The sequence below is a fragment of the Methylobacterium sp. J-059 genome, assembly GCF_022829485.1.
GTDB lineage: Bacteria > Pseudomonadota > Alphaproteobacteria > Rhizobiales > Beijerinckiaceae > Methylobacterium.
This window is the reverse complement of record NZ_JAKSYA010000109.1, coordinates 152,025-171,085: the sequence shown is the minus strand read 5'-3', so window position 1 is coordinate 171,085 and position 19,061 is coordinate 152,025. Positions and strand designations below refer to the sequence as shown.

Genomic DNA, 19,061 nt, shown 5'->3' with positions numbered 1-19,061 from the left:
CCAGTATCGTGATCTTCTACTTCGTTTTTTCTTGGCTCGCGGCACAGGAAGCGCGGTAAACGAGTGGTTATACGAATCACTTCACTTTGCATTTACCGACAGAAGTAAATCGCGAATTCATCCTGTCTCTTAGAGCGGTTTTCATCTCCGCCGCCTAGTTTCACCCCATGAGCGGTGCCGGACGGCAGAAGGCTCCGGCAGAACAATTCGGGCGAGGCACAAGATGAAGTCCCAGGCTGTCAAGATCTCGGATACCAACACCGCTCCCGAGACCGGAGCCGTCGCCGGCTCGTATCTCGAAGCCCTGCACCTCGTCGAGCGCTTGCACCGCCGCCTGCTTGACGTGATCAAGGACGAGTTCGAGCGCCGCGGCCGCGAGGACGTCAACAGCGTTCAGGCGCTGCTGCTCTACAACATCGGCGACAAGGAACTCACCGCCAGCGAGCTGCGGACCAAGGGCTACTACCTCGGCTCCAACGTCTCCTACAACGTCAAGAAGCTGGTCGAGGCCGGCTACCTGCACCACGCCCGCTCGAAGACCGACCGCCGCTCGGTGCGCATCAGCCTCACCGACAAGGGCCGGATGGTCCACGACATCATCCAGGGCCTCTACGACAAGCACGCCCGCACCATCCAGCCGATCGGCGGCATCTCCGACGACGATTTCGGCCGGCTCAACACCGCCCTCAGCCGCCTGGAGCGGTTCTGGACCGACCAGATCCGCTACCGTCTCTGAGACCTCGGTCACGCCGAACACAACGAAGCCGGCCGCCCGCGAGGGACGGCCGGCTTCGTTGTTTCACGCCCGGCACCAACGCAAAACGCCGCCCCCGAGGGAGCGGCGCTCACGAGACCGGCCGCATCGGCGGCCGATCGAAAGCTCAGTTGAAGGTGTCGATCTCGGCCGACTCGTAGCTGGTGACTTCCATGCCGACGCAGATCTCGGAAACGACGGGGGCGGACCAAGCCATGTGAATTCTCCTGAATGGGATGCGGGCGAAAGGGACGTCTTGCCGGCTCGCTCGCGAGCCGGTCATCGGCTCAGTTGAAGGTGTCGATCTCGGCGGACTCGTAGCTCGTCACTTCCATGCCGACGCAGACTTCCTGAACGATGGGGGCGGACCAGGCCATGGCGTTTCTCCTCGTGAACTTCGATGACCGGAAGATAGGCGATACCTTGGGCGCAATACAAGCGGGCGCTACACTTATATTTCTCATAGGATTCCCGAGAGAGCGCTCGGTCGCCCCGGCATTCATCTCCAAAACGCAGAATTCGGCTTTCAGATCAGGTAGATGGTGTCGGTGGCGCCAAATCGCCAACCCCATTCCGCCCCCTGCCGCCACGCCCTTTCCGAGGGACGCGCTTTCGGCTTGACGCGTCGCACCGCCGGGCGCACAGGCTGCCGCGCGCGGATACGGCCGTCGGCATCCGCGCACGCCATTCCCACGAAGATTCGATGCCCAGCGACACGCCAGACCGATCGTCCGAGCCGTGGCCGGCCGCACGCCGCGATCCCGCCTGAGCCCCTGAAGGGCTCGCGCCGGGCTCCGCCGCGCAGCCGGTCGCGGCCGGTGCCGTACGGCGCGCCGCCGGGCCCGCGAGGCGAGGCCCATGGTTGAACAGGTCCCCCCCCTGCCGGTCCTCGACGCGGTCGTGCCGATCGATCCGCGCGTCGACCCCTCCGTCCTGGCTGCGCGCCTCTCCGACGAGCGTGCGCCCGACATCGTCGAGGCGCTGAACGCCGAGGCGCCGGAGGTCGCCGCCGCGATCCTGCTCGGCCTGCCGCACGATCGCGCGATCGAGGTGCTCGACCAGCCCGAGCTCGACGACGCCGCCGACATCATCGAGATGCTGCCGCGCGACCGCGTCGCCACCTACCTGTCGGGCATGTCGGCCGACCGCGTCACCGACGTGTTCCGCGAGATTGAGGAGCCCGGCCGCTCGGACCTGCGCGCCCGCCTCGACGCCGAGACCCGCGGCGCGGTCGACCGCCTCAGCGCCTACGGCGAGGAGACCGTCGGCTCGCTGATGACCACCGAGTTCGTCACCGTGCCCGGCACCTGGACCGTGGCGCAGACCCTCGACCACATCCGCCGCGTCGAGAAGACCCGCGAGACGATCTATGCGATCTTCGTGCTCGACCCGCGCACCCGCGCGCTGACCAAGGCGGTGCCGCTGCGCCGGCTGATCTCGGGCAACCCCGAGGACAACGTGCTCTCGGTCGCCGCCGGCCGCCGCCCGCTCGCGGTGTCGCCGACGGCGAGCCGCGAGGAGGCCGCCCGGCTGATCTCGAAATACGACCTGCTCGCCCTGCCGGTGGTCGACGCGGTCGGCCACCTGATCGGCATCGTCACCGTCGACGACATGATCGACGCGATGGTCGAGAAGCAGACCCAGGACGTGCAGCGCTTCGGCGGCATGGAGGCGCTGCCCGAGCCCTACATGGACATCGGCTTCATGACGATGATCCGGAAGCGCGCCGGCTGGCTCTGCGCGCTGTTCCTCTCCGAGATGCTGACCGCCTCGGCGATGCAGGGATTTGAGGGCGAGCTCGAGAAGGCGATCGTCCTGACGCTGTTCATCCCGCTGATCATGAGCTCGGGCGGCAATTCCGGCAGCCAGGCGACCTCGCTGCTGATCCGCGCGCTGGCGCTGCACCAGATCCGCCTGCGCGACTGGTGGCGGGTGGCCCTGCGCGAGCTGCCCACCGGCCTCGTGCTCGGCGGCATCCTCGGGGTGATCGCCGTGGTGCGGATCGCGATCTGGCAGAAGACCGGCCTGTACGATTACGGCGAGCACTGGCCGCTGGTGGCGGCGACCGTCGGCGGCGCGCTCGTCGGCATCGTCACCTTCGGGTCGCTGTCGGGCTCGATGCTGCCGTTCCTGCTGCAACGGCTCGGCTTCGACCCGGCGACCGCCTCGGCGCCCTTCGTGGCGACGCTCGTCGACGTGACCGGCCTCGTCATCTACTTCTCGGTGGCGTTGCTGATCCTGCGCGGCACGCTGCTCTAGCGCCGCGTCCGCTGCCGTTGCCGACCGGTCGGCAACGGAAACTTCGCAGTCCGGGCCGACGTAGGGCGGACGATGCAGGCGTCGTCCACGAAGGCGCCGCCGGCAAGACGTGACTTCGGAGCGCGACCGTGACCCTGCCCCTGCTGAGCCGCCCGGTCCTCGACGACCTCGGCGGCGTGATCGGCGCCGAGAAGCTCCGGCGCCTGATCGTCCGGTTCACGGACAGCCTGCGCACCGCGTTCCCGGCCGGAAGCCGCCCGCCGGGCGAGATCGCGCGGGAGGCGCACACCCTGATCTCGATGTCGGGCATGCTCGGCTGCGAGCGGCTGTCCACGGCCTGCCGGGCTCTCGAAGCGGAGGCGAAGGACGGCGCCGACCTGGCGCCCGCGCTCGCCGAGATCCGCGACCTGCGCGACGAGACCGTGCGCGCGCTGGAAGACGTCGCGCAAACGTCCTGACGCTGCGCCGCGTATTCAGTTTCGTGACGATCGGCATGCCACGGTCGCGCGGAACGGGTTCTGGGTGAGCGGGATGATGGTGGCGACGACGCAGATGCCGGAACGACGGAGGGTCGGCCTCGTGCCGAATCGCCTCGCCGGCCGGCTGCCGCAAGCGCTCGTGGCGACGGGGGGCCTCGTCTTCCTCGCGCTCGTTTGGCTCGGCCTGCTGTTCCATCTTGAGCAGCGCCGCGAGGGCGAAATGCTCCAGGCGCGGCGCGACGTGCTGAACCTGTCGATCGCGCTGGCCGAGCAGGTCTCGCGCCTGATCGAGGGCGTCGACCAGGTGATGCGCTTGATCGAGGCCGACTACGCCGACGATCCCGAGACCTTCGATTTCGCCCGCTGGTCGAAGCGCGCCACGATGCTGGCCGAGAGCGCGCGCCAGATCGCGATCTTCGACGCGAACGGCGACCTCGTCGCCACGCGCGACGCCGTGCCCTCCGCCCTCAGCAGGACCAACGTCGCGGACAGGCCCTACTTCCGGTCGCTGGCCGACAATCCCGAAGCCGGCCTCTATGTCGGGCGCACCATCCGCGGCCGGCTAATGGATACCTTCACCTTCAACCTCGCGCGCCGGCTGACGCGCCCGGACGGCAGCTTCGGCGGCGTCCTCATGGTGGCCGTCGACCCGGACTACCTCGCCCGGCGCTTCAAGGCGCTCGACGTCGGCGCCGACGCAGTCGTCGGGCTGTTCGGCCGCGACGGCTACGTCCGCATCCGCGAGCCGGCGATGCCGGGAATGTACGAGCGCGACCTGTCCCGGCGGCTCGACGGTCAGGGCCTGTTCGCGCGCCTGTCCGAGGCGCCGGCGGGAACCTACGCGGTCGAGAGCGGCCTCGACGGGCGCGCGCGCATCTTCGGATATCGCGCCACGGAGAACCTTCCGCTCGTCGTCACGGTCGGCAAGTCGGTGGAGGTCGTGCTCGCGCCGCTCGTCGCGGAGCGGCGCAACGCGCTGGCGGTCGGCGCGGTCGCGAGCGCGGTCATCCTGCTCGGATGCCTGGTGCTGCTGCGCGAGCTCGAGCGCCGGCGGCGGCGCGAGGCGCTGCTGGTCGAGACCCACCGGGCCCTCGGCGAGGCCGAGACGCTGTTCCGCGGCGTGTTCGAGAACGCCACCGACCACCTCTTCGTCCACGCCGTCGCGGCGGATGGCAGTTTCGCCCTCGAGACCCTCAACCCGAGCGCCGCCGCGCTGATCGGGCACTCGCAGGAGGCCGTCCGCGGCAAGACCCCGGAAGAGGTGATGCCGCCCGACATGGCCGCGATCGTGCGGGCCGACATCGAGGGCGTGATCCGCTCCGGCGAGCCGGCGCGGCGCCAGGAGGAGCGGGTCGGCGGCGACGGGACCCACCGCTTCGAGGTGATCCTGGTGCCCCTGCGCGAGGCCGGCGGCCGCCGCGTGGCGCGCGTCTTCATCAGCGTGCGCGACATCACCCATCTGCGCCGGGCCGAGGAGGCGATCGCGCTGAGCGAGGCGCGCTACCGCCTGCTCGCCGACAACGCCAGCGACATGATCGTCCAGGTCGGCCTCGACGGGCGGCGGATCTACGCCTCGCCGGCCTCGCACGCGCTGCTGGGCCTAGCGCCGCTGGACCTCGTCGGGACGCGGCCGGAGGACGAGGCCCATCCCGACGACGCAGGCGCGCTCTCGGCGATGATCGCCCGCCTCTCGGGAGGCGAGGCCGAGACCGCGGTGGCGACTTATCGCCTGCGCCGGGGCGACCGCTCCTACATCTGGGTCGAGGGCTCGTGGCGCCTGGTGCGGGACGCCGCCGGCCGACCCGCCGGCTTCGTCGCCTCGGTCCGCGACGTCGATGCGCGCCATCAGGCGGAGGACGCCTTGCGGTCGAGCGAGGCGCGCTACCGGGCGCTCGCCGACACGCTGCCGCAGCTCGTCTGGATCGTGCGGGCCGAGGATGGCCTCGCGGCCTACGTCAACCAGCGCTTCGAGGCCTATTACGGGCCGATCGGGACCGGCCTTGCCGAAAGGCTCGCGGCCAACCACCCGGACGATGCCGGGCGCATGGAGGCGGCCCGGGCGGCGGCCGTGCGCGACGGGCGCGGGCACGAGATCGAAGGCCGGCTGCGCCGGCACGACGGCACCTATCGCTGGCACAAGATCGTGATGATGCCGATCCGCGAGGCGGGCGCCATCGTCGGCTGGCTCGGCACCGCCCTCGACATCGACGACATCATCGCCGCGCGCCGGGCCCTGGAGGAGACCAGCGACCTGCTGCGCCTCGCCCAGGACGCGGCCGAGGCGGGCTCCTGGGACCTCGACCTCGTCGCCGGTTCCGTCCTGCTCTCGCCTGAGAGCGCGCGGCTGCACGGGCTGTCGAGCACCGAACCCCTGCGCATGCCGATCGAGGCGTGGAAGGCCCTGGTGATGCCCGAGGACCGGGAGCGCGCCCTGGCGGACGCCGCCGAGGCGATCGCCTCGCGCCGCAGCTTCGTGATGGAGTTCAGGATCACGGGCGGCGACGGCGTCGAGCGCTGGCTGCAGAGCATCGGCCGTGCGTACTACGATCCCGCCGGGCGGCCCGTGCGGGTGATCGGCCTGAACCTCGACGCGACCGATCGCAAGCAGGCCGAGCTCGCGCTGCAGGCGGCCAAGACCGCCGCGGAGGCCGCGCGCCTGGAAGCCGAGCGCGCGAGCCTCGCCAAGACCGACTTCCTCGCCGCGATGTCCCACGAGATCCGCACGCCGCTGAACGCGGTGATCGGCTTCACCGACCTGCTGGCGCGCTCCGAGCGGCTGGCGCCCGACCTGCAGCGCCACGCCGAGCTGGCGCGCTCGTCGGGTTCCGCCCTGCTCACCGTGGTCAACGACATCCTCGACTTCTCGAAGGTCGAGGCCGGGGCGATCGATCTCGAGCAGCGCGCCTTCGCGCCGGCGGCGCTGGCCGACAACGGCCTGTCGATCGTGCGCGGGCTCGCCTCCGCGAAGGGTCTCACCGTGATCGGCCGGATCGACCCGGACCTGCCGCCCAGCCTCGTCGGCGACGAGGCCCGGCTGCGCCAGATCCTGCTCAACCTCCTGAACAACGCGGTGAAGTTCACCCGGCGCGGCAGCGTCACCCTCGCGGTGCGCCATGCCGGCACCACGCCCGCCGGCGAGACCATCCGTTTCAGCGTCAGCGATACCGGCATCGGCATCCCGCAGGCCAAGCAGCACCGGCTGTTCGAGCGCTTCTCGCAGGTCGACAATTCGGTGAGCCGCGATTTCGGCGGGACCGGCCTCGGCCTCGCGATCTGCCGGCGCCTCGTCGAGCTGATGCGCGGGACGATCGGCGTCGCCTCCGACGACGGCGAGGGCTCGACCTTCTGGTTCACGGTGACGCTGCCGCGCGGCGTCGACGTCGACGCACCCACCGCCGTGCCGGCCGTCGTCGCGTCGCACGCCACCGGGCACATCCTCCTGGTCGAGGACGTCGAGATCAACCAGGAGCTGGCGCGGCTGGTGCTGGAGGCCGCCGGCCACACCGTCGACGTGGTCGCCGACGGCGCCGCCGCCGTGATGGCGGTGGAGGACGGCGCGTTCGACCTCGTGCTGATGGATGTGCAGATGCCGGGCATGGACGGCATCACCGCGACGCGGATGATCCGCCGCCTGAAAGGCCCGGCGGCGAACGTGCCGGTGATCGCGATGACCGCCAACGTGCTGCCGGCCGAGGTGCGCCAGTTCCGCGAGGCCGGCATGGACGACCACGTCGGCAAGCCGTTCGACCGCGCGGTCCTCTACGCCGCCATCGCGCGCTGGCTTCCGGGCCGCGACGCCGCGCCGGTGCGGCGGGCGGTGAACGGCTGACCCGGATCGCGGCCGCGGTGCCTGCGTCGATCGCCCTGCCCTGCCGCCCGCCCTACGACTGGCCGGCGATGCGCGACTTCCTCGCCGGCCGGGCGATCCCCGGGATCGAGGCGGTGAGCCCGGATCGTTACGCGCGCACCATCGCCGTCGCAGGGCGAACCGGATCGATCGCGATCACGCCCGGCGGCGATGGGCTCGTCGCGATCGTGACGGGCGTGGCGGAGGCCGAGCTTCCCGGAATCGCGGTCCGGCTCCGGCGCCTGTTCGATTGCGACGCCGACCCGGCGGCGATCGGCGCGCATCTCGCGACCGATCCTTCGTCTCGCGCCCCTCGTCGCCTCGCGGCCCGGCTTGCGGGTGCCGGGGGCCTGGGACGGGTTCGAGCTCGGCGTCCGCGCGATCCTCGGGCAGCAGGTCTCTGTGGCGGCCGCGACCCGGCTCGCCGGGCGGCTCGTCGCCGAGCTCAGAACGCCCCTCCCGGCCCTCGCCGAACCCGGCCTAACCCATGTCTTCCCGACCGCCGAGCGGGTGGCCGCGGCGGACGTCGCGCAGATCCTGACGATGCCGCGTGCGCGCGGCGCCGCGATCCGGGCGCTCGCGGCGGCGAGCCTCGCCGAGCCCGATCCGTTCGCGCCCGACCAGGACCTCGCCACCGCCTTCGCCCGCCTGACCGCGATCCGCGGGATCGGGCCTTGGACGGCGCAGTACATCGCGATGCGGGCGTTGCGCGCGCCGGACGCGTTTCCGCCCGGGGACGTTGGCCTGCTGCGGGCCCTGGATGGCGGCGCCGGGCGCCCGAGCCCGGCGGAGCTGCTGCTGCGCGCCGAAGGCTGGCGCCCGTACCGCGCCTACGCGGCGTTGCACCTCTGGGCGGCCGATGCGGCGCGGCCGGCGGATGGAGGAGGACGCCGTGCGCGCGCAGGATGCCCGCCGGATTCGAGAGCAAGGGACGGGATGCGGCCCGTGAGCGAGCAGCGCATGACGGGGAGACCGCGCGGGCCGCATCCGGCCCCGATCATCGATGAGGCTGCGATGCCGACGACCGAGGCCACCCGTCCCGATCTCTCAGCGGATGCCATGCGGCGCGAAGCCGTGTCGGCGCGCGACGCGGCGTACGATGGCCGCTTCGTCTACTCGGTCCGCAGCACCGGCGTGTATTGCCGACCGAGCTGCCCGTCGCGCACGGCGCGTCCCGAGAACGTCGCGTTCCACGCCACCTGCGCCGAAGCCGAGGATGCGGGCTTCCGTCCGTGCAGGCGCTGCCGGCCGAACGAGGCGTCGCCCGATGCGAGGCGCGCCGCGGCGATCGCCGGCGCCTGCCGCCTGATCGACGAGGCCGAATCGCTGCCGGCGCTCGCTGTTCTCGCCCGCGCGGCCGGGATGAGCCCGTTCCACTTCCATCGGGTGTTCAAAGCGACGACCGGCGTGACGCCGAAGGCCTACGGCGAGGCCCGCCGGGCCGAACGGATGGCGAAGACCCTGCCGAGGGCCAGCAGCGTCACGCACGCGGTCTACGAGGCGGGCTACGGGGCGGCGAGCCGCTTCTACGCCGGGGCCGGCGAGCGGCTCGGCATGGCGCCCGCCGCCTACCGCAAGGGTGGGACCGGCGAGACCATCCGCTTCGCGGTCGGCCCGTGCAGCCTCGGCGCGATCCTCGTCGCGGCTACCGCCCGCGGCGTCTGCGCGATCCTGCTCGGCGACGATCCGGACGCGCTGCTGCGCGACCTGGAGGACCGCTTTCCGAACGCGGCGCTCGCAGGCGGCGACGCCGCGTTCGAGGCGCTGGTCGCGCAGGTCGTCGGCCTGGTCGAAGCGCCGGGGCGCCCGGCGGACCTCCCCCTCGACATCGGCGGCACGGCCTTCCAGCAGCGCGTCTGGGACGCCCTGCGCAGGATCCCGGCGGGGACGACCGCGAGCTACGCCGAGATCGCCCGGAGCCTCGGCACGCCGGCGGCGGTGCGGGCCGTCGCCCGCGCCTGCGGCGCCAACGCCCTCGCCGTCGCGATCCCCTGCCACCGGGTGGTGCGGACGGACGGAGCCCTGTCCGGCTACCGTTGGGGCATCGAGCGCAAGCGCGCATTGCTGACACGCGAGGGGGTGGTGCGGTGAGCGGATAAGCCTCGCGATCGCGTTCGAGCTCTTCCCTCCCCCTTTCGAGGGGAGGGTGGCCCGCGAAGCGAGTCGGGAGAGGGAGCGCCGGATTCGGAGAAGCCGCTCCCCCTCTTCCGGCGATCCAGAACCAGGCCCTCTCTACCGACCGAACCGCTCGAACTTCGGGAAGCTCCGGGTCATCAGCGTGCCCGCATCGGTGCGGTGGCCCATCCACTTCTCCAGCACGCCCGCGTTGGCGAGGCGCGGCTGGGGGGAGCCGTCGCGCCAGGGCAGGCCCTCGGCCAGGGCGAAGACGCAGGCGTCGACGAGGGTCGATTGCCGGCAGCGCTGGAGGCGCACGCCCTTGCCGCGCACGAGCTCGGTCAGCTCGGTGATCGGGAAGACCAGCAACAGCTTGTCGGAACTCGTCACCGCGACGTGGTCGCCCTCGGCCGGCACCAGCAGCACCGCCTTGGCGTCCCCGTCGAGGCCCAGGATGCCCTTGCCCTTGCGGGTGTTGGCAACCAGCCCGTCGGACGGCGCGAGGAAGCCGCGCCCGTCAGAGCCGGCGATCAGCAGGCGGGTCTCGGGGCGATAGGGCAGCGCCGCGACGATCTCGGTGCCGTCGTCGAGGTCGACCATCAGCCGGATCGGATCGCCGAAGCCGCGGCCGCCCGGCAGCTTCGAGGCGTCGAGCGTGAACACCTTGCCGTTCGAGGCCAGCACCAGGATCTTGACGGTGGTCTCGCTCGGGAAGGCGATCTTGATCTGGTCGTCGCCCTTGAAGGCGACGCCCGACAGGTCGGCGACGTGGCCCTTCAGCGCGCGGATCCAGCCCTTCTCCGAGACGATGACGGTGATCGGCTCGCGCTCGACCATCGCGGCCGTGAAATCGATGCCCGCAGTGTCGGGCGGGTTCTGCAGCGTCGTGCGGCGGCCGCCGAGCTTGGTGTCGGGCCCGAACGCCTTCTTCACCTGGCGGACCTGCTGGGTGATCGCCTTCCACTGCGCGGCATCCGAGCCGAGCAGCGCCTCGAGCCCGTCCTTCTCGCGCGTCAGGGTCTCCAGCTCGCGCTTCAGCTCCATCTCCTCGAGCTTGCGCAGGGAGCGCAGCCGCGTGTCGAGGATCGCGTTGGCCTGGACCTCGGTCAGCCCGAAATGCGCCATCAGCGCCGGCTTCGGCTCGTCCTCCTCGCGGATGATGCGGATCACCGCGTCGAGGTCGAGGTAGACGATGAGCAGGCCGTTCAAGATCTCGAGCCGGCGCTCGATCTGCCCGAGCCGGTTGCGCGAGCGCCGCTGCAGCACGACGCGGCGATGGTCGAGCCATTCGCGCAAAGCCTCGGCGAGCCCGATGACGCGGGGCACGAGGCCGCCGACCAGCACGTTCATGTTGAGCGGGATCCGGGCTTCCAGCTCGGTCAGCCGGAACAGCGATTCCATCAGGATCACCGGGTCGACGCTGCGCGAGCGCGGCTCCAGCACGACGCGCACGTCCTCGGCCGATTCGTCGCGCACGTCGGCGAGCAGCGGCAGCTTCCTCTCCTGCAGCAGCTCGGCGAGCTTCTCGATCAGCCGCGCCTTCGGGATGCCGTAGGGGATCTCGGTGACCACGATGTTCCAGGTGCCGCGGCCGAGGTCCTCCTTGGTCCAGCGGGCGCGCACGCGAAAGGCGCCGCGGCCGGTGCGGTAGGCTTCGGCGATCGATTCGGCCGAGTCGATCAGGATGCCGCCGGTGGGGAAGTCCGGCCCCTGCACGAAGCTGACGAGCTGCGCCGAGGTCGCCTGCGGGTTGGCGATCAGGTAGAGCGCCGCGTCGCAGAGCTCGGCCGCGTTGTGCGGCGGGATCGAGGTCGCCATGCCGACCGCGATGCCCTGGCTGCCGTTGGCGAGGAGGTTCGGAAACGCCGCCGGCAGGACGGAGGGCTCGTCCTTCTCGCCGTTGTAGGACGGGCGGAAGTCGACCGTGTCCTCGTCGAACCCGTCGAGGATCAGCCGCGCGACCTCGGTGAGCCGCGCCTCGGTGTAGCGGTAGGCGGCCGGGCCGTCGCCGTCGATGTTGCCGAAGTTGCCCTGGCCGTCGACCAGCGGATAGCGCTGCGCGAAGTCCTGGCTCAGCCGAACCAGCGCGTCGTAGATCGCCTGATCGCCGTGCGGGTGGAAGTCGCCCATCACGTCGCCGACGATCTTGGCGCACTTCTTGTGCGCGGTGTTCGGATCGAGCCGAAGCAGCCGCATGCCGTAGAGGATGCGGCGGTGCACCGGCTTGAGCCCGTCGCGGGCATCGGGCAGCGCCCGGTGCATGATCGTGGACAGCGCATAGGCGAGGTAGCGCTCTTCCAGCGCGGACTTCAGCTCGACGCTCTCGATGCCGTCCCCGGTCGGCGGCTCGAAGGGCTGGCCCATCACGGCTCCGTTCTCAGATGTTTCATGTGGAACATAACACGAACATCACGGCGCGGCATCCAGGCCGGCCGCGACGAATCGTGAGCGTTCCTCGGGGACGGGCAGCGCCCGCGGACCCCAGATGTGCTGGGTGAGGAAGTAGCCGGTCAAGGTAAACCCATTCCGCACGTCGTCCGGGCCCTCCAACCGCCCGCCGTCGCGCAGGAAGGCCGGCAGCGCCAGCAGGCGGTCGCGGTAGGGCTCCCCGGCCGAGGCGCTGACCGCGCGCCCGCTCTTCGGCGAGACGTAGATCAGGGCGTCGTTCCCGCCGGTGGCGGCGCAGGCGCCGAGATCGAGGCCGAAGCCGAGCTCGGCCAGGATCGCCAACTCGAACCGCACCATCAGCACCGGGGCGATCGTGCGGTCGTGCAGGTGGCCGATCAGGACCCGGGCCGCTTCGAACATCTCCGGATGCGGATCGCGCTCGGGCAGCAGGCGCAGGAGGGCGGCGAGGTGGCCGACGCCGTAGAGCGCCAGGCCGGAGCCGATCAGCCGCGACAGGGCCGATTCGAGCGGCTCGACCGCGAAGGCGCCGAGGCCGTCGTCAAGCCGCGCGCGCCAGGTCGCGCGGACCAGGTTCCCGGGCTGCAGCACCGGCTGCAGCCGGCGCGAACGGCCGCCATGGACGAGGCCGAGATGACGCCCGTGCGCGTGGGTCATCGCCTCGAGGACGACGCCGGTCTCGCCCTGCCTGCGCACGCCGAGCACGAGCGCGTCATCGGTCCACTGCATCCGCCGTACATAGGCGTTTTTGGTGTGCGGCGTGAGGGTGCGTGTTTCCTAGGACTGAAAGCCGCGGTAGCTTCGGGCATTGGGAGAGGTTGCGGGGATTGGATGCTGGTGCGGAATTCGATCTCGGGACCCGCTGCGCGTCCCACGCGGCTGGCATTTCGACGGTCCGCGCCCATCCTCGCCATCACCGTGATCCTCACCGGTTGCATGGGGCGCGGCGAGGCGCCCTCCCCCGCCGCACCGGCGTCGTCAAAACCCGTCCGCGAGCGCATCGCCGCCCTCGCCCTGCGGCAGGTCGCGTTCGGGTCGATCTCGCTGCTGCCGGTGCGGTTCGAATCGAGCCGGATCGCCGGGCCGTTCGAGGATGGCGGGCGCACGCTCTACTGCGTCTCGAGCCACATGAAGGGTCGCACCTTCGGCAAGGGCGAGCGACCCAAGGTCGTGATCCGCGAGGACAAGGCGGCGAACGCGCTCACGGCGATCGACGACGACGAGGTCTGCCAGGGCCACCGCACCGAGCCGTTCCCGGAGCTGGAGACCCTGGGCAATGCGAAGGCCGGCACCATCGAGGGCTGATCCGGGTTGTTCCGGCCCCGTCCTTGCTCCCCCGGACCGATGCGAAACACGCCGCTCGCCCTCTCCCTCGACCTGATCGCCCGCGCCCACGCGGTTCCCGTCGCCGACGACGAGAGCGCGCTGCAGGTGATGACCGACGAGGAGCTGAAGCCCGGCCTCGACGCGATCATCGAGCAGCGCGGCGGCGCCGGCGACCTCTGGGTGTTCGCCTACGGCTCGCTGATGTGGCGGCCGGAATTCGCCTTCGCCGAGAGCCGGATCGGCACGGTGCGCGGCTTCCACCGGCGCTTCTGCCTGCTGCAACGGCGCTTTCGCGGGACGCCGGAGCGGCCCGGCTTCGTGCTCGCGCTGGACCGCGGCGGCTCGTGCCGGGGCGTCGCGTTCCGCTTGGCCGGAACCAACCTGCGCGAGACGCTGATGCCGGTCTGGCGCCGCGAGATGCGCGGGCGCGGCTACGTCGCACGCTGGCTGCCGGTGGCGACGGAGGCCGGCACGGTCTCGGCGCTGACCTTTCTCGTGAACCGCGCGAGCGACCGCTATTCCGGTCGCCTGACGGAGGCCGAGATCGCCGACCGGATCGCGGTTGCGTGCGGGCATCTCGGGCCGAGCGCCGAGTACCTGTTCCGCACGGTAGAGGCCTGCGAGGCGCTCGGCATCCGCGACCGGCACCTCTGGAACCTACAGGCCCTGGTCGCCGCCCGCCTGGATCTCGGCCATCCAATCTCGGGCGGCGCACCGGGATAGACTCGCGGCGGCGAGAGCGGACGCCTCCATCAATGCGGCCTCAGACCCAGGCGCGCTTCAGCGCCGTCACGACGCGGCCGCCGCCATGCTCCGCATCCGGGTTGCGCAACTCGCGCAAGCCCGGCGCCCGGCCCGTCGTCAGGTAGACGACCACCGTCAGCGCCAGCACCACCTTCGTCCGCATCGACCCCGTCCCGCTTGGTTAAGCGAGGCTGTGTAGGATCGGTCGGTTTTGAGGAGGTTGCGTCGGCGCACATCGACCGGACCGAATGCCCGTTTCCCTCGGCATGGTAAAGAGGACGTTACGAGGCCCCTATCGAATCATCTTCGTGCAGTTGTATTGCGATCACGTTGCTGCAATGGCAGGTATACTGTTTATAAATTTTAAATCAGGATTTATATTCAGTCGCATGAGATGAACGTCTTTCATGGAGTGATCCAGTCGATGCTTACGAGATCGATCCGGTCGGCCTTGGTCGTGTTGCTCACGTCCGTTGCAAGCGCTTCGGCGTGCGATGTCCCGATACCGACGCGCGGTTCTTTCGTTGAATGGCCGACCCGATTTCTCGTTGGCAAGGTGGAGGTACTTCAGGTCCGGACGATATCCATCATGGAACGGTATGCGCGGGTTCGTCTCATCGAACCGGTCAGAGGCGAACTCCCGCGGGAATTCGGTGTTCTTTATGATGTCACGAGTTGCGGTGGGTATTTCACAAAAGGTGAAATCAAAATCGCTGGCTTCATCCTTCTTCCACCGGAGGAGCAGACGAAACACTATCGCTACATGACGAATTCGCTAGTCGGAAGCTGGACGCAAGCGATATTTATCGACCGCGGAGCTCATCTAATTGAATAAACCATTTCTTGTTTGCTCAAAGATGCAAAGTGATCGTCTCAAGGCTCTCCTTGCGAGGTCCTGATACGAATTTTCTGGGATCCAGATTCTATAGGTGCTCGCCACACTGGGCCGGTGGCGGGCTCAGGCTCCTCACGATCAGTTCACCTCCACCTGGATCACGCCCGGCACGGCGCGCAGCATCCCGGCGATCTGCGGGGTGGCTTGGTACTTGTCGCGCAGCTTGATCTCGACCTCGCGCTCGCCGCCGTCCAGCAGCAGGATCAACGAGACCTCGCCCTCGCCGCGCATGGCGAGGCGCTGCTGCACGGCGCCGATCGGGCCCTCGTCGCGCAGGTAGATCCGCATGCCCTTCTGGTAACGCGCCACCGCCGCGTCGAGCGGCTCGGCGGCGAGGATCCGGGCGCGCACGTCCTCGCCCTCGAGGTTGGCCTGGAGCTGGAGAACCAGCGGCTGGCCGGGTTCCAGGATCTCGCGGTAATGCCCGAGGCCTTCGGAGAAGATGATCGCCTCGAAATGCCCGGTCTGGTCCGAGAGCGTGACGATGCCGAGCTTGTTGCCGGTCTTGGTGCGGCGCTCGGAACGGTCGAGCACCGAGGCCGCGACCTTGCCGACGTTCGAGGTGCCGGCGCGAACCGAGCGGCAGAACTCGGCCCAGCTCTGCACCCGGAGCTTGCCCAGCAGGTCCTGATACTCGTCGAGCGGGTGCCCCGAGACGAAGAAGCCGATCGCGTCGTACTCGCGCTTGAGCTTCTCGGCCATCGGCCAGCCCTCGTAGGCCGGGATGCGCAAGCTCACGTCGGTGGAGGTGACGCCGCCGAACATGTCGGCGATGCCGGCGCTCTCGGCTTCGGCCGCGCCCTGCGCCAGCTTCATCATCGGCTCGACCGCGGCGCAGGCCTTGGCGCGGTCCGGCTCGATGTCGTCCATCGCGCCGGCGGCGACCAGGCTCTCGAGCGTGCGCTTGTTGACGTGGCGCGGGTTGAGCCGGCGGGCGAGGCAGGCGAGATCCTTGAACGGGCGCTCGCCGCGCGCCTCGACGATCGACTTCACCGCCTCGCGCCCGACGCCCTTGATCGCGGCGAGCGCGTAGCGGATGCGCCCGACGCCATTATCGTCGACATGGACCTCGAAGGTGACGCCGGAGGTGTTGATCGAGGGCGGTTCGACGACGATCTTGAGCCGCTGCGCGTCCTGCCGGAATTCGGCGAGCTTGTCGGTGTTGTCCATGTCGAGGTTCATCGCGGCGGCGAGGAACTCGACCGGATGGTTCGCCTTCAGGTAGGCGGTCTGGTAGGTCAGCAGGGCGTAGGCCGCCGCGTGGCTCTTGTTGAAGCCGTAATCAGCGAACTTGGCCAACAGGTCGAAGATCTCGTTGGCCTTCGGCTTGGTCAGCCCGCGCTCGACGCAGCCCTTCACGAAGCGGTCGCGCTGGGCGTCCATCTCGGCGCGGATCTTCTTGCCCATGGCGCGCCGGAGCATGTCGGCCTCGCCGAGCGAGTAGCCGGCCAGGAGCTTGGCGATCTCCATCACCTGCTCCTGGTAGACGATGATGCCAAAGGTCTCCTTCAGCGCCGGCTCCAGCTTGGGATGCGGGTACCACGCCGCCTCGTTGCCGGCGTCGCGACCGAGCTTGCGCTCGCAATAGACCGGGATGTTGGCCATCGGGCCCGGCCGGTAGAGGGCGACGAGCGCGATGATGTCCTCGAAGCGGTCGGCCTGCATCTCGCAGAGCGCCTTGCGCATGCCGGCAGATTCCACCTGGAACACGCCGACCGTCTCGCCCCGGCCCATCGGCTGGTAGGTCTCGGGCTGATCGAGCGGCAGCGCCGCGAGGTCGATCTCGATGCCGCGCTGCTTGAGCAGGTCCGTGCAGCACCTCAGCATCGTCAGCGTCTTGAGGCCGAGGAAGTCGAACTTCACCAGGCCGGCGGCCTCGACCCACTTCATGTTGAACTGGGTCACCCGCATCCCAGTCTTCGGGTCGCGGTAGAGCGGCACCAGCTGCTCCAGCGGCCGGTCGCCGATGACCACGCCGGCCGCGTGGGTCGAGGCGTGCCGGTGCAGGCCCTCGAGCTTCTTGGCGATCTCCATGAGGCGAGCCACGATCGGCTCCTCCTCGATCGCCTGCTGCAGCTTCGGCTCGCCCTCGATCGCTTGGACCAGGGTCACGGGATTGGCCGGGTTCTGCGGCACCAGCTTGGTCAGCTTGTCGACCTGCCCGTAGGGCATCTCGAGCACGCGGCCGACGTCGCGCAGCACCCCGCGCGCCTGCAGCGTGCCGAAGGTGATGATCTGCGCCACCTGCTCTTGGCCGTAGCGCTCCTGCACGTACTGGATCACGCGCTCGCGCCCCTCGACGCAGAAGTCGATGTCGAAGTCCGGCATCGAGACGCGCTCGGGGTTGAGGAAGCGCTCGAACAGCAGGCCGAAGCGCAGCGGGTCGAGGTCGGTGATCAGCAGCGCGTAGGCGACAAGCGAGCCCGCGCCCGAGCCGCGGCCCGGGCCGACGGGGATGTCGTGGTCCTTGGCCCACTTGATGAAGTCGGAGACGATCAGGAAGTAGCCCGGGAACTTCATCCCGACGATCACGTCGAGCTCGAAGGCCAGGCGGTCGCGGTAGGCCTGCTCGGTGAAGCCCTCGCACGGCCCGTGCTGCCTCAGGCGCAGGGCGAGGCCGGCCTCGGCCTGGCGGCGCAGCTCGGTCGGCTCGTCGGCGGCGACCTCCACCGGCACCGAGGGCGCTGCGTCGGCGAGCGCGTCCTGCATCGGCGCGGTCCCGCCCGCCGCCACCCGCGAAAAGTTCGGCAGGATCGGCTTGCGGGTGCGGACGCGGACCGCGCAGCGCATCGCGATCTCGACCGTCGCCTGCAGGGCGTCCGGCAGGTCGGCGAACAGCTCGGCCATCTCGGCCCGGGTCTTGAAGCCGTGGCGCGCGGTGAGCTTGCGGCGGCGGTCGTCGGAGACGACGCGCCCGTCGGCGATCGCGAGCAGCGCGTCGTGGGCGTCGTAATCGCCCGCCTTGCCGAAGAACGGCTCGTTGGCGGCGGCGATCGACAGGCCGTCGCGGTCGGCCATGCGCAGCAGCTCGGCCTCGATCCGGCCCTCGTCGTCGAGGCCGTGGCGCTGGAGCTCGACGTAGAGCCGGCTCTCGCCGAAGGTGGTGCGCAGGGCGGCGAGCCGCGCCTCGGCGAGGTCTGGGCGGCCGGCGCGCAGCGCCGCGTCGAGCGGGCCGGTGAAGCCGCCGGTGAGCGCGATCAGGCCCGCCGACGATTCGGCGAGCGCCGCGGCGCTCACGCAGGGCGCCTCGCCGAGCCCGGTGTCGAAGTAGGCGCGGCTCGCCAGCCGCAGCAGGTTGCCGTAGCCGGTCTCGTCCTGCGCCAGCACGACGAGGCTGCCGGCGGGCCGCGCCACCCGTGCCATCGGGTCGACGGCCTCGAACGCCACCGAGAGCTGCATCCCGGCGATCGGCTGGATGCCGCTGCCGGCGGCCTTCTCGGAAAACTCGAGCGCGCCGAACAGATTGTTGGTGTCGGTCAGCGCCAGCGCCGGCTGGTGGTCGGCCAGAGCCGACTTGACGATGTCGCCCACCTTGAGGGCGCCCTCGAGCAGGGAATAGGACGAGTGGACGTGGAGGTGGACGAATCCGACCTCCTTGAGCTGGCGCGCCATGACGGTCCTTGTGCGGGTGCCCCAGAGATCCGTCCTTCGGCCGCAGGAGTCGATGGCCGGCAGGCCGCGATTGCCGATATCCACCGCCGATGTGGCGTTTCGGACGCGCGGCCTGCGACCGATTATCCTGTGCACGGGCAGTCCGGCCGCCCGCGCCGAAGGCATCCCTCAACGGATCGGGGCCAAGGCTACCGCCCAACCCGCCACCGCGACCGCGAGCAGCCCGAAGGCCATGAACTCCGCGACGCCGACCAGAACCATCCGCTTGAGCATGTCGGGCACTCCGTTTCGATGACCCTACTTTGTTCCTGTTTTGTTCCATGTAAAGCGCGAGCGTCGGCGACCTGGCGATAGGGTTGACGAAACGTGAAGCCCGAAGCGCTTCATCGCGGCCGGACCCCTCGGGCGGGATCGCCGACCTCGGGCATGGTCCTGCGAACGCCGGGCGGGGGATGGCGTCCGTCGCCCCGCTCCGCCCGCGGCGCCCTACAGGTAAAGGAGGCAGGCGAGCAGGAAGACGCTCTCGACGAGGAGCACCAGGAAGACGATCGTCGTCACGGCGGGATCCCGACCGACGAGGGAGCGCGCTGTGATCGGCTCGGACACGACGGGCACTCCGCTTTC

Annotated in this window: 13 protein-coding genes and 1 pseudogene; 8 read left to right on the top strand and 6 right to left on the bottom strand. The window is 70.1% G+C overall.

What is annotated here, in order from left to right:
• Window positions 1–223 precede the first annotated feature (223 nt).
• Window positions 224–736: a transcriptional regulator LdtR gene (gene ldtR / locus MKK55_RS14405; RefSeq protein ID WP_147727217.1), complete on the top strand. Its 513-nt coding sequence runs from the start codon at window positions 224–226 to the stop codon at window positions 734–736.
• Window positions 737–881: 145 nt separating this feature from the next.
• Here the strand turns inward: ldtR and pqqA (MKK55_RS14400) are convergent, their stop codons facing one another.
• Both pqqA (MKK55_RS14400) and pqqA (MKK55_RS14395) read right to left on the bottom strand, forming a co-directional pair.
• On the bottom strand, window positions 882–971 hold the full coding sequence (gene pqqA, locus MKK55_RS14400) for a pyrroloquinoline quinone precursor peptide PqqA (RefSeq protein ID WP_007559225.1): 90 nt from the start codon (window positions 969–971) through the stop codon (window positions 882–884).
• A 70-nt stretch (window positions 972–1,041) separates the two neighbouring features.
• Complete coding sequence (gene pqqA / locus MKK55_RS14395) at window positions 1,042–1,131, bottom strand: pyrroloquinoline quinone precursor peptide PqqA (RefSeq protein WP_147727216.1); 90 nt, start codon at window positions 1,129–1,131, stop codon at window positions 1,042–1,044.
• Between the two features lie 481 nt (window positions 1,132–1,612).
• Here pqqA (MKK55_RS14395) and mgtE point away from each other — a divergent pair, with 481 nt between their 5' ends.
• The 5 genes and pseudogenes from mgtE (at window position 1,613) to ada (ending at window position 9,430) form a co-directional block, all read left to right on the top strand.
• The gene (mgtE, locus tag MKK55_RS14390) at window positions 1,613–3,013 is read left to right on the top strand and encodes a magnesium transporter (protein WP_147727215.1); all 1,401 of its coding nucleotides are present in this window, start codon (window positions 1,613–1,615) and stop codon (window positions 3,011–3,013) included.
• A 128-nt stretch (window positions 3,014–3,141) separates the two neighbouring features.
• On the top strand, window positions 3,142–3,471 hold the full coding sequence (locus tag MKK55_RS14385; protein ID WP_147727214.1) for an Hpt domain-containing protein: 330 nt from the start codon (window positions 3,142–3,144) through the stop codon (window positions 3,469–3,471).
• Between the two features lie 73 nt (window positions 3,472–3,544).
• Entirely contained in the window at window positions 3,545–7,321 is a 3,777-nt protein-coding gene (locus MKK55_RS14380; protein WP_243935602.1) for a PAS domain S-box protein, read from the top strand.
• A 68-nt stretch (window positions 7,322–7,389) separates the two neighbouring features.
• A pseudogene (locus MKK55_RS14375) lies at window positions 7,390–8,209 on the top strand (DNA-3-methyladenine glycosylase family protein); the annotation flags it as partial.
• Between the two features lie 144 nt (window positions 8,210–8,353).
• Window positions 8,354–9,430 carry a bifunctional DNA-binding transcriptional regulator/O6-methylguanine-DNA methyltransferase Ada gene (ada, locus tag MKK55_RS14370; RefSeq protein ID WP_243935600.1) on the top strand — a complete coding sequence of 359 codons (1,077 nt, stop codon included), beginning with the start codon at window positions 8,354–8,356 and terminating at the stop codon, window positions 9,428–9,430.
• 141 nt (window positions 9,431–9,571) lie between these two features.
• Here ada and parC read toward each other — a convergent pair whose 3' ends face one another.
• Both parC and recO read right to left on the bottom strand, forming a co-directional pair.
• Window positions 9,572–11,818 carry a DNA topoisomerase IV subunit A gene (gene parC / locus MKK55_RS14365; RefSeq protein WP_243935474.1) on the bottom strand — a complete coding sequence of 749 codons (2,247 nt, stop codon included), beginning with the start codon at window positions 11,816–11,818 and terminating at the stop codon, window positions 9,572–9,574.
• 45 nt (window positions 11,819–11,863) lie between these two features.
• Window positions 11,864–12,589 (bottom strand): DNA repair protein RecO, encoded by a 726-nt coding sequence (gene recO / locus MKK55_RS14360; protein WP_243935472.1) that lies wholly within the window; start codon window positions 12,587–12,589, stop codon window positions 11,864–11,866.
• A 150-nt stretch (window positions 12,590–12,739) separates the two neighbouring features.
• Between recO and MKK55_RS14355 the strand changes: the two genes are divergently transcribed.
• Both MKK55_RS14355 and MKK55_RS14350 read left to right on the top strand, forming a co-directional pair.
• Window positions 12,740–13,165 (top strand): hypothetical protein, encoded by a 426-nt coding sequence (locus MKK55_RS14355; RefSeq protein WP_409566060.1) that lies wholly within the window; start codon window positions 12,740–12,742, stop codon window positions 13,163–13,165.
• Window positions 13,166–13,204: 39 nt separating this feature from the next.
• Window positions 13,205–13,909 (top strand): gamma-glutamylcyclotransferase, encoded by a 705-nt coding sequence (locus MKK55_RS14350; RefSeq protein ID WP_243935444.1) that lies wholly within the window; start codon window positions 13,205–13,207, stop codon window positions 13,907–13,909.
• Between the two features lie 40 nt (window positions 13,910–13,949).
• On the opposite strand, the gene MKK55_RS14345 is transcribed toward MKK55_RS14350, so the two are convergent.
• Complete coding sequence (locus MKK55_RS14345; protein ID WP_187274632.1) at window positions 13,950–14,093, bottom strand: hypothetical protein; 144 nt, start codon at window positions 14,091–14,093, stop codon at window positions 13,950–13,952.
• 810 nt (window positions 14,094–14,903) lie between these two features.
• Window positions 14,904–18,437, bottom strand: a complete 3,534-nt coding sequence (dnaE, locus tag MKK55_RS14340) for a DNA polymerase III subunit alpha (protein ID WP_243935443.1) — start codon at window positions 18,435–18,437, stop codon at window positions 14,904–14,906.
• Window positions 18,438–19,061: the final 624 nt, after the last annotated feature.